The sequence below is a fragment of the Micrococcaceae bacterium Sec5.1 genome, assembly GCA_039636795.1.
GTDB lineage: Bacteria > Actinomycetota > Actinomycetes > Actinomycetales > Micrococcaceae > Arthrobacter.
This window is the reverse complement of sequence record CP143430.1, coordinates 979,229-990,255: the sequence shown is the minus strand read 5'-3', so window position 1 is coordinate 990,255 and position 11,027 is coordinate 979,229. Positions and strand designations below refer to the sequence as shown.

The following is an 11,027-nucleotide window of genomic DNA, read 5'->3' as shown; positions in this document are numbered from 1 at the left end:
GCCAAAGGACGCGGCAAAAGGCCTGCTACTTTCCAGAGTTGCCTCGCCGCGGCGGTGCGTGGGCCTGAGAGATTCCTGGGGAGGGTTTGCTCCTACGGCGCCCGCATCACTTGCTTGCAGGACTCTCCCGCCGCAGATCAAAGGCATATTCAATTGTTTGCGTGCCCCAGTAAAGGCGCACCACAAGGCTCAATTGTCCTACGTTGGGGGCGTCGCCGCAAATGGATGACCCGCTACTTGCGGAGCCGGTCCAGGACTCCCAGCAGGATCTCGACGTCGGCCTCCCGCCCGGCCTTGCCGCCTTCCCGGCCACCCTCGAACATGGCGTTGAAATACAGGCCGTCGCCCATGTAACTGACAGCCTTGGCAACCTCCGGACCAACATCCTCAGCCAGGACGTCCAACCACTGCTGCTGGATTCCGGCAAACCTGTGGCGGGTCTCCTCATGGGCAACTTCGGCCAGTCTCGTGGCAGCAACGAATGCCCGATCCATGGGAGTTCCGGCCCACAGTGAGGTCCGGATGAAGTAAGCAGCGCTGCCATCTGGCGCCGTCTTCATTTTTTCGATGTCTGCCTGGGCCAACTCATCCAAGCGCTCCAACAGAGCGCTGATCAGCGATTCCTTGTTGGGGAAGTGGTAAAGCAGTCCGCCCTTGGAGACCCCTGCCCGCTTGGCGACTGCGTCAAGCGTGGCAGCCCGCTCCCCCACTTCGATAAGGAGGGCTTCGTAGGCATCAAGGACTGCATCCCTGGCAACTGGCTTTCGTGGCATGACTACATCATTCCCTACGGGGTTGGCGGTGCTGAATTTGAAACTGTACCGTCTAGACGGTACAGTAACCTTTATGTTCACGCCGTCCTCAACCCAAGCGCCCCGCTCCACTCGTACCTTGACGGGTCAGGCAGCACCGTGGCGCGATTGGACGGCCCTGGCACTCCTGATGTTCCCGGTGCTGCTGGTGGCCGTCGATAACACCGCGCTCACGTTCGCCCTGCCGGCAATTGCCCGCTCCCTGGATATGGGTGGCGTGCAGCTCCTATGGGTCATTGACGCCTACCCGCTCGTGTTGGCGGCGCTGCTGGTTTCCATGGGCAACCTCGGCGACAGGATCGGACGACGGCGGCTGCTGCTGATCGGCAGCACGGGCTTCGCCGCGATTTCGGCTGCTACAGCATTCGCGCCTTCCGCGGAATGGCTGATTGCCGGCCGCGCCGCACTTGGCGTATTTGGCGCGATGTTGATGCCTTCAACGCTGTCCTTGATCCGGAACATCTTTGCTGATCCGAACCGTCGGCGGCTCGCGATCGCCGTATGGGCTGCCGGATTCTCTGGTGGCGCCGCCCTTGGCCCGATCTTTGGTGGCTGGTTGGTGGAACACTTCTGGTGGGGTGCGGTCTTCCTGGTAGCGACCTTCCTCCTCCTGCCCCTCCTCGCCTTCGGCAGGGTCCTCATTCCCGAATCCAAGGACGCCAATCCCGGCCGTGTGGACGTGCCCAGCATCGCGCTGTCCGTGATCACCATGGCTCCGTTCGTGTACGGCATCAAGGAATTCGCTGTCCACGGATTCGGTGCGTCGGCAGCGGCCTTTATGGTCTTCGGCCTGGTGATGGGAGTTCTGTTTGTCCGGCGCCAGCGGCGGATCCATAGCCCTATGCTGGACGTCTCTTTGTTCAAGAACAAAGTGTTCAGTACCGCAATCGTGGCGAACGTCCTGTCCCTGTTCTCCATGACGGGCTTCATCTACTTCTTCGCCCAGCACCTGCAACTTGTTGAGGGCCAGTCCCCCATGGAAGCGGGCATTGCAATGATTCCGGCGCTCCTGGCAACGGTCATCGCCGGCCTGGTAGTGGTCCCGCTGGTAAAGCGCGTCCGGCCAGGATTCGTGGTGGCCGGCGGACTTACCCTCAGCGCTGCGGGCTATTTGGTGGTGGCTGTGGGTGACCACGGCAGTGGACCCGTATTCCTCTTGTCAGCTTTGACAATCCTGGCCGTCGGTGTGGGCGCAGCGGAGACTATCTCCAACGACCTCATCCTTGGCTCGGTGCCAGCCGACAAATCCGGAGCGGCGTCCGCAATTTCCGAAACCGGCTACGAGCTGGGTTCGCTCCTGGGAACGGCCGTGCTGGGCTCTATCCTCACCGCGTCCTACCAACACAACCTCGTTATCCCGGAAGGGTTGTCCACGCAGGCGGCCGGGAAGTCGGGTGAAACCCTGGCGGGCGCAGTGGATGCTGCTGCGGCCCTACCCGCTCCGCTATCGGATGCGCTGACAGCCGCCGCCCGGGTAGCCTTCGAGTCCGGCGTCCACATCACTGCGGCGATTGGGCTGGTATTGATGGCTGGCGCGGCAGTGCTTGCCGCCGTCGTGCTCCGCAGGGTGCCCAAAGCGCAGTAGGGGCCGCGGGAATCAGTGGCCGTCCGTAGGTGCAGCCTTGGCATCTACGGCGGCCACCAGCTGGTCAATCCGGTCCAGGGCATCGCTGAGCCGGCCTACCGTGGCCCACAATTCAGGGTGCTGTTCCTTGATCTCGTCCAGCGACGCGCCTGCGGATCTGAGCGACCCAAGATCAAAGCTCACGTTGGTGCGGGCTCCTGCGATGGCCGCCCTGAGGGCACCGAACCCCACCACCACGTCAGCAATGAGCGCCGGGTTCCCGTTGGCAGCCAGCCATCCCAGGTCCTCGATGGCTTCGATGGCATGGTCTCCAAGGACCGCGGACGCCTTGGCTGCGTTGACGGATGCACGGTGGATTGCATCCTCGCGCTCCGCGCCCGGATCAAGCCGGAAGGCCGCGCCGAAAGCCTTCGACGCCGCCGCGTCGTCGTCAGCCAACTTCAGGGCGGTTTCGCGGAGAGAGCGGGCCCGCGCGTGCAGCTCGGCCAGCAGATCATCGGGGGCCTCCGTGTAACCGGCAACCATTGACGTCAGGGATGCTGCAACAGCGAGCATCACGCCGGTCCCTGCGCCTCCACCAGGTGATCCAGTGGACTCCGCCAGAGCCTTGGTCCAATCCTCGACCGTCGAGCGTTGGGTTGTGATCTCTTGTGAAGATTCCATGCATCAAGTTTGCCCTCTGGTGACCTCGGTACACTGGCCGGACCCTGCGGCGTCTACCTGTTAAGGAAAATTCCCCATGAGCATTGATCTTGAAGCCCTCTACCGTGACCTCCACTCGAACCCGGAGCTTTCCTTTCAAGAACTCAGAACCGGCGGGATCATCAGCGGACACCTTGAGGCCTTGGGATTGTTGGTCCACCGCAGCGTCGGGAAGACGGGGGTCGTAGGAGTCCTGGACAATGGCCCCGGACCTGTGGTCATGCTTCGTGCCGATATGGACGCGTTGCCCGTCAAAGAAGCCACCGGATTGGACTACGCAAGTACGGCAGTCGGCGTCGATCATGAAGGCCGTGAGGTGCCGGTCATGCATGCGTGCGGACACGATGTACATGTCAGCTGCCTCCTGGGAGCAGTGGAAGCTCTGGCGGTAAAGCGGCAGGACTGGCAGGGTACGCTGATCGCCGTCTTCCAGCCAGCCGAAGAATGGGGCGGCGGTGCCCAGGCAATGGTGGCGGATGGGCTCTTTGACCTGGTCCCCAAACCGGACGTGGTCCTCGGCCAGCATGTGGCGCCCTTTCCTGCCGGATGGTTCGGTATCCGTCCCGGCGTGGCCATGGCCTCAGCGGATTCCCTCAACGTGACTTTGCATGGGCGCGGCGGCCACGGTTCCCGGCCTGAAACCACCATTGATCCAGTGCTCATGGCCGCGGCAACCATCATGCGCCTGCAGGGAGTGGTGTCCCGCGAACTCGCCGCCAGCGATTCCACCGTAGTTACGGTTGGGCAAATCCATTCGGGAACCAAGAACAACATCATTCCCGAGACCGCAACGCTTGGCCTCAGCATCCGATCCTTCAGCGAGCCCACCCGGGAGAAAGTCCTGAACTCGATCGAGCGCATCGTTCGAAGTGAGTCCGCCGCCTCAGGCTCCCTCAAGGAACCCGACTTCCACTATGAGGAGCGCTTCCCGTTAACCGTCAATGATGAATCGGCCGCGGGAAGGGTGGCTTCAGCATTCTCCGATAGGTTTGGGGCGGCAAGGATCATAGACCCGGGCCCCGTCTCAGGCAGTGAAGACGTAGGGCAACTCGCGACGGCGGCGGGCGCGCCCTTGGTTTTTTGGTTCCTGGGCGGGATCGAGGCCACCCACTTTCAAGATTGGGCGACGACGGGTCGCCTGCCGGAGGACGTTCCATCGAACCATTCGCCCTTCTTTGCCCCGATCATCCAGCCAACACTGACCCTTGGCACGGAAGCACTGGTTACCGCCGCCCTCGAATTCCTGGACGTCCCGAAGTAAAGGAAACCCCGCTTAACGGACAATTCACCGCCGCGAGCGGTGGTGAATTGTCCGTTAAGCGGGGTTCTTTGCCCGGACCGACGCCTAGACCTTCTCGCGGATGCGGTCGATCTTCGGTTCTGAAACCTCAAATTCCCTGCGACGACGGGCCAGGAAAGTCCACAACGTTCCTTCTGTCTGCGGGCTCTTCTCGGCAGGGGCCTCAGGTGCCTGATCCTTGCTCGTCTCAGGCTTGTGCATCTCAGGCGTGCGCACGGAGTCCTTCTTCGAGCGCCTCTCATAGCCCTCATAGTACGAGTAGCACATACCCAACCTCCTTAGTGGCTGTCCCTTAATCGTCCTCGCACGAGGGCCGTAAGTCGACTGTTATTTAATGCAACTCACGGTGAAACAAGGCGTTCATCGCGGCGGGCCGCCGACGCCACAGCCAGCTTGGTTTCGGCCATCATGAGATCCGCGTTGATGACTGCACCGGACATGTTTCCTGCCGCCGCTGCGGCCACTACCTGGCCAGTGAGATCAGTGACGTTGCCGGCTATCCAAACGCCCGGCACCAATGTGGCTCCCCCCGGCGCAACCGCTTCAAAATGAAGTCCCACGCCTTGGGGGTGTTCCACGGCCTCAATGCCCAAAGATTCGAGCACCCTGGATCGGGCCTCCATCCGGGGACCAGCCACCACCGCTTCAACGGGTATCACCGTCCCGGATTCCAGCACGACGCCACTCAGCGCATCGTCCGTGACTTCCAATGACTGAACCTTGCCTTCCACCACACTGATGGACCTCGCCGCCAGTTGTTCCCACTGCTCTTCAGTCGGTTCAACGACGTCGTTCAGGAACAGCGTGACGTCGGGGCTCCACTGCCGGAACAACAGGGTCTGGTGCAGAGCCATCGGCACGGAACCGAGGATGCCGATTGCTTTGTTCCGCACCTCCCAACCATGGCAGTACGGGCAGTGCAGGACGTCCCTGCCCCAGCGCTCCCGGATGCCCTTCACGTCCGGAAGGATGTCAGTCAGGCCCGTGGCCACCAGTATCCGACGCGCCCCGACAGTCCGACCATCAGCCAGGTCCACCTCAAAGGCGGGTTCGGAAGCGTTGGTGGGATCCGGCGTCGAACGCGCCGCTACAGCCACGCCCGAAGCAATGTGGCCGCCGTAGTGCAGAACTTCCGCCCTGCCAAGCGCCAAGAGCTCCTTGGGGCTGAGCCCGTCCCGGGAAAGGAAGCCGTGCACTCCTGCAGCAGGGGCGTTCCGCGGCTCCCCGGCGTCGATGACCAGCACGGACCGCAACGCCCTACCCAGCGTGACGGCGGCACTTAACCCAGCTGAGCCACCTCCCACAATGACGACGTCGTACTGTTGTTCCATTTTTGCCTCCTGTTCGCTTTGTTCTCACAACGGCCTGGTTCAATGCTCAACCGGAGATGCCGAAAGCAGCAACAAATTTTGCTGATATGGCAAACTGAAGCCATGACTCCGGATTTCAGCAAAATGCTCGACGCCGTCGGCCCTCGCCTGCGAGCGCTGCGGACCCAACGCAATGTGACGCTGGCGGAGGCCTCGGCAGCCACGGGTATTTCGGTCAGCACGCTCTCCCGATTGGAGTCGGGGCAACGGAAGCCCACCCTCGAACTACTCCTGCCCATTGCCCGGCTTCACCAAATCCCCCTCGAAGAACTCATCGACGCCCCCGAAACCGGTGATCCGCGGATTCACCTCAAGCCGCATGTGCACGAGTGGGGCACAGCCTTGCCGCTGACACGACGAGCGGGGGGCATCCAGGCGTTCAAGATGGTCCTGCCGGGGGGCACGGGCAAGGAAGTCCCCGATCCCCAATCGCATGAGGGCTATGACTGGATGTACATCCTCAACGGCAAACTCCGGCTTGTCCTGGGTGAAAACGACTTCATTCTCAAGGCAGGTGAGGCGGCGGAGTTTGATACGCGGACGCCGCACTGGTTCGCCAGCGCCACTAAGGAACCCGTGGAGCTCCTTACCCTCTTTGGGCAGCAAGGCGAGCGCATGCATGTCAGGGCGCGGCCCAAGAGATAGTCGCCTCCTAAGGGCAGGAAATGAAGGGAATTCATTTTTGCCCCTTGCATCCAGCCGTGACTACCGCCATACTAAATGAACGCTATTCATTTAGTGACTGTCGTCTCACCGGAGTACATGCCCCCATGATTGAAATTACCCGCCTCGAAGCACCGACTTCCCTGGCCCGCACCGAGCCGTCCACCCGCACCCCGCTGCGGGTCGGCGTCGTTCAGCACCGCTGGCACGCTGATGAAGCAGTCCTGCACGCCGATCTGAACGAGGGAATCGAACGCGCAGCCAAGCTGGGAGCCAGTGTTGTTTTCCTGCCTGAACTGACGCTCTCCCGCTACCCCGCAGACACCCGGCCGGAGAACAACCCGGCCGCAGGTATACGCCCCTCAGACATCACCGAAGACCTGCTGACGGGCCCCACCTTCACGTTCGCCGCGGCGGCTGCCAGGACGTATGGCGTCTCGGTGCACGCATCGCTCTACCAGCGTGCTGAGAACCCGGACGGCACGGACGACGGCTTGGGACTTAATACCGCAATCCTCGTCTCCCCCGCTGGCGAGCTCGTGGCCCGCACCCACAAGCTGCACATCCCCGTCACGGCCGGATATTACGAGGACAAGTTCTTCCGCAAAGGCCCGGCCGCCGAGGACGCCTATGCGGTCCACGCCCCTGCCGAACTCGGCGGCGCACGCCTTGGCATGCCCACCTGCTGGGATGAATGGTTCCCGGAGCTCGCCCGTATGTACTCCCTGGGTGGGGCCGAAATCCTGGTCTACCCCACTGCCATTGGTTCCGAGCCGGACCACCCCGACTTCGACACTCAACCGCTCTGGCAGCAGGTCATCGTGGGCAACGGCATCGCCAACGGCCTCTTCATGATCGCCCCCAACCGCTACGGCAGCGAGGGCACCCTGAACTTCTACGGTTCATCCTTCATCTCCGATCCCTACGGCCGCATCCTGGTCCAGGCACCCCGCGACGAATCCGCCGTCCTGGTGGCCGATCTCGACCTGGACCAGCGCAAGGATTGGCTCACGCTCTTCCCGTTCCTGGCCACCCGCCGCCCGGAAACGTACGGCCGCCTCACGGAACCCGTCAACCCCAACGCCCCGCTGGGCTCCACAGCCGAGGCCACGCCATACCAGGCTGTGTCCGCATGAGCGCCTGGCGGATGCCGTCCGAGACCGCTCCCCAGGACCGCGTCTGGATGGCCTTCCCCACTGGTGGCTACACCTTGGGTGACACCGCGGAAGAAGCTCACGCTGCGCGGTCCACGTGGGCTGCCGTTGCCAACGCCATCCTTGAGTTCGAGCCGGTCACCATGGTGGTACACCCCGACGACGTCGACACCGCCGCGCGTTACCTCGACCCTCGCGTCGAGGTACTGACCGCTGAACTCAATGATGCCTGGATGCGCGACATCGGGCCGTCCTTCGTGCTTGATGCCAACAAGCAGCTGGGTGCCGTGGACTGGATCTTCAACGGTTGGGGTGGCCAGGATTGGGCCACATGGGACAAGGATTCCCTCATCGCAGCGGAGATCAGCGCTCGCGCCGATGCCCACCACATCCCGTCAGGCATCGTCAACGAAGGTGGCGGCATCCAGGTTGATGGCGAAGGCACAGTCCTGGTCACCGAGACCGTACAACTTGACCAAGGCCGCAACCCGGGCCTGACCAAGGCGGACATCGAGGGGGAACTGGCCCGCACCATCGGCGCCACCCATGTGGTCTGGCTGCCCCGCGGCCTCACCCGTGACTCGGAGAAATTCGGTACCCGCGGCCACGTGGACATTGTGGCAGCGATCCCGAGCCCCGGCACCCTGTTGGTCCACTCCCAGCAGAACCCCGAACACCCGGACTACAACGTCTCCCGGGAAATCATCGACTTCCTGCGCACCACCCATGACGCAGCAGGCCGGGACTGGAACATCATCGAAGTTCCCGCCCCGGAAACCCTTACCGACGACGAAGGGTATGTGGACTACAGCTACATCAACCACCTCGTGGTCAACGGAGGGGTCATCGCATGCAGTTTCAATGACCCCATGGACGAGAAAGCACTCCGCATCCTCGCCGACGCCTACCCCGGACGCCGCGTAGTCAGTGTTGACGCGCGGGAGCTCTTTGCCCGGGGCGGCGGCATCCACTGCATTACGCAGCAGCAGCCTACGGCCATCTAGAAAGGGCCTTTCATGAGCCAGACAATCCGTAGCACGGCCTCAGGCAGCAGCCCGGCCGGCACGTCGCACGAGATCAGCGGCAAGGGACTGAAGACGGGGCAGTTGGGGCTCCTCGCCGTCGTCGTTCTTGGCATTTCAACCATCGCCCCGGCGTATACGCTTACCAGCGCGCTCGGTCCAACCGTCAACGAAGCCGGGCTGCAACTGCCCGTGATCTTCCTTATCGGGTTCATTCCGATGATCCTGGTGTCACTGGCATATCGGGAACTCAACGCAGATTCCCCGGACAGCGGCACCACCTTCACATGGGTCACGAAAGCTTTCGGTCCGTGGGTGGGCTGGATGGGTGGCTGGGGCCTGCTCGCAGCCAACATCATCGTCCTGTCCAACCTGGCCGGCGTCGCAGTGGACTTCTTCTACCTCTTCCTGGCACAGGTTACGGGCTCCCCCGAGCTCGCGGACCTCGCCTCGAACAAGGTCCTGAACGTTGCCACATGCTTCATCTTCGTTGCCTTGGCGGTGTGGGTCAGCTATCGCGGCCTGCACACCACCAAGATCGTCCAGTATGGGCTGGTGGGCTTCCAGCTGCTGGTCCTTGGCCTCTTCGTGGCCATGGCGTTCGCCAACTGGTCCACCTCCGAGACCGCCATTCCGTTCAGCTGGGACTGGTTCGATGTCACCAAGATCGAGACCTTCGGCCAGATCGCCGCCGGCATCTCCCTGTCGATCTTCGTTTACTGGGGCTGGGATGTCTGCCTCACAGTGAACGAGGAAACCGCCAACGGAAAGAAGACCGCCGGCCTCGCAGGCACCCTGACCGCCATCATCGTGCTGGGCATCTACCTCCTGGTCACCATCGCCACCATGATGTTCGCAGGCGTCGGAGACACTGGAATCGGCCTGAACAACGAGGAAAACCACGCCAACGTGTTCACGGCCCTCGCGTCACCGGTCATGGGTCCGTTCGCGATCCTCATGTCCCTCGCGGTCCTGTCCAGCTCGGCCGCATCGCTGCAGTCCACGTTCACCTCGCCGTCACGCAGCCTGCTGGCCATGGCGCACTACGGCGCCCTGCCGGAGCGGTTCAGCCACATGAGCAAGAAGTTCTCGACGCCGGGCTTCGCCACCGTCGCGGCCGGCGTCCTGTCTGCCGGCTTCTACGCCGTGATGCACGTGATCAGTGAAAACGTCCTCAACGACACCATCCTGGCCCTTGGCTTGATGATCTGCTTCTACTATGGGCTCACGGCCATCGCGTGTGTTTGGTACTTCCGGAACAGCGTGTTCTCCAGTGCCCGCAACTTCTTCCTGCGTCTCCTCTGCCCGCTGCTGGGTGGGGTCGGCCTGTTCGTTGTCTTCCTGCAGACCGCTGTAGACAGCTGGGCCCCGGAGTTTGGAAGTGGCTCGGAAATCTTCGGAGTGGGGCTCGTGTTCGTGCTCGGCATCGGAATCCTTGCCCTGGGTGCGGTATTCATGCTCATCATGTCCCGCGTCCGTCCCGGCTTCTTCCGCGGAGAGACCATCCGCAAGGACACCCCTGCCCTGGTGGTGCCCGAGTAGCTCGTTAGCCAGAAATCGCTGGAAAGCTGCCAGTTCGCCGGAATGATCCGGGCGAACTGGCAGCTTTCGTAGGTTTTGGCGGACTTCCCTCAATTCACCAACGGTGGGCGACGTCCACCACAAGGCGCGAACCGCCGTCGGGCCCGTCCAAAGTGAAGACGCGGAACGGAAGCCGGGCACGGACACCCAAACCGATGCTCGTGGTTCCCTCAAAGCTGCCCGCGAAAACTACCTGTCGGAACGTCTGGTAACCGGACACGTTGGACAGTTCCGCCTTTGCCGCCGGCTCGTACGTGGGCTGGTTGTTCTGGTTGTACGACGGCGCCGTCACCACCACTTGCAGGTCAGCATCACCAAGCACCGGGATGGGATAGCCGGTAGCATCCTGAACCACAACCGGGACATACTGCACTGAATAGCCGGCCACCTTGCCGGTCATGTCGATCACCAGGCGGTCGTAACAGGTCTGCTGGCCCGTACGTACGTTGGTGACGTTGGCAGAGCTCATGTCGGCGTCGGCCTTGGCCAGCGAGCCCCACATGATCCCGCAATATGATGATGCCGAGGCTGGCCCCGGTGCCACCAGACCGAGTCCGGCAGCCGCAAGGACTGCTGCCAAACCCGCTCCAAATTTCCTCATTTTTTGTGCCCCCTTCAGGCGAAGTTGATACTTCAACAGTAGGAGCGCGTTGGGCGGTTTGGATGGGTTGTGGCCGCTTCGGCGCACAACCGTTAAATCGACTCCAGAGTGGTCACAAGAGAGTCATGGAAAAGGACATTTGTGCCTGTTCAGGGACTCTATTGCGGGTCTCCATGCCTAGGTTCGTAATCGAAGATAACGATACCTGGGCGTTACAAAGCGCCGCGGACACGCAAA

11 protein-coding genes and 1 riboswitch are annotated in these 11,027 nt (G+C 62.3%); of the genes, 6 read left to right on the top strand and 5 right to left on the bottom strand.

Annotated elements, in window-relative coordinates:
• Positions 1-42: 42 nt before the first annotated feature.
• A riboswitch (glycine riboswitch) is annotated at positions 43-140 on the bottom strand.
• Positions 141-233: 93 nt separating this feature from the next.
• On the bottom strand, positions 234-773 hold the full coding sequence (locus VUN82_04770; GenBank protein XAS73166.1) for a TetR/AcrR family transcriptional regulator: 540 nt from the start codon (positions 771-773) through the stop codon (positions 234-236).
• 73 nt (positions 774-846) lie between these two features.
• Between VUN82_04770 and VUN82_04765 the strand changes: the two genes are divergently transcribed.
• On the top strand, positions 847-2,397 hold the full coding sequence (locus VUN82_04765) for an MFS transporter (protein ID XAS73165.1): 1,551 nt from the start codon (positions 847-849) through the stop codon (positions 2,395-2,397).
• A gap of 12 nt (positions 2,398-2,409) precedes the next feature.
• On the opposite strand, the gene VUN82_04760 is transcribed toward VUN82_04765, so the two are convergent.
• A complete protein-coding gene (locus VUN82_04760; GenBank protein XAS73164.1) occupies positions 2,410-3,060 on the bottom strand; it encodes a cyclodeaminase/cyclohydrolase family protein in 651 nt (216 codons plus the stop codon).
• 76 nt (positions 3,061-3,136) lie between these two features.
• On the opposite strand from VUN82_04760, the gene VUN82_04755 reads away from it, so the two are divergent.
• The gene (locus tag VUN82_04755; GenBank protein XAS73163.1) at positions 3,137-4,360 is read left to right on the top strand and encodes an amidohydrolase; all 1,224 of its coding nucleotides are present in this window, start codon (positions 3,137-3,139) and stop codon (positions 4,358-4,360) included.
• Positions 4,361-4,444: 84 nt separating this feature from the next.
• Here the strand turns inward: VUN82_04755 and VUN82_04750 are convergent, their stop codons facing one another.
• Together VUN82_04750 and VUN82_04745 are read right to left on the bottom strand one after the other, a co-directional pair.
• Complete coding sequence (locus tag VUN82_04750) at positions 4,445-4,666, bottom strand: hypothetical protein (protein XAS73162.1); 222 nt, start codon at positions 4,664-4,666, stop codon at positions 4,445-4,447.
• 74 nt (positions 4,667-4,740) lie between these two features.
• Complete coding sequence (locus tag VUN82_04745; GenBank protein XAS73161.1) at positions 4,741-5,730, bottom strand: NAD(P)/FAD-dependent oxidoreductase; 990 nt, start codon at positions 5,728-5,730, stop codon at positions 4,741-4,743.
• A gap of 102 nt (positions 5,731-5,832) precedes the next feature.
• On the opposite strand from VUN82_04745, the gene VUN82_04740 reads away from it, so the two are divergent.
• The 4 genes from VUN82_04740 to VUN82_04725 all read left to right on the top strand — a co-directional run bounded on the left by VUN82_04740 (position 5,833) and on the right by VUN82_04725 (position 10,150).
• A complete protein-coding gene (locus tag VUN82_04740) occupies positions 5,833-6,414 on the top strand; it encodes an XRE family transcriptional regulator (protein XAS73160.1) in 582 nt (193 codons plus the stop codon).
• Between the two features lie 125 nt (positions 6,415-6,539).
• Complete coding sequence (locus VUN82_04735) at positions 6,540-7,568, top strand: nitrilase-related carbon-nitrogen hydrolase (protein ID XAS73159.1); 1,029 nt, start codon at positions 6,540-6,542, stop codon at positions 7,566-7,568.
• Positions 7,565-8,590 carry an agmatine deiminase family protein gene (locus VUN82_04730; GenBank protein XAS73158.1) on the top strand — a complete coding sequence of 342 codons (1,026 nt, stop codon included), beginning with the start codon at positions 7,565-7,567 and terminating at the stop codon, positions 8,588-8,590. The genes VUN82_04735 and VUN82_04730 overlap by 4 nt, the downstream gene beginning before the upstream one ends.
• 12 nt (positions 8,591-8,602) lie before the next feature.
• Positions 8,603-10,150 (top strand): APC family permease, encoded by a 1,548-nt coding sequence (locus tag VUN82_04725; protein ID XAS73157.1) that lies wholly within the window; start codon positions 8,603-8,605, stop codon positions 10,148-10,150.
• Positions 10,151-10,244: 94 nt separating this feature from the next.
• Here VUN82_04725 and VUN82_04720 read toward each other — a convergent pair whose 3' ends face one another.
• The gene (locus tag VUN82_04720; GenBank protein ID XAS73156.1) at positions 10,245-10,790 is read right to left on the bottom strand and encodes a hypothetical protein; all 546 of its coding nucleotides are present in this window, start codon (positions 10,788-10,790) and stop codon (positions 10,245-10,247) included.
• Between the last annotated feature and the right edge of the window lie 237 nt (positions 10,791-11,027).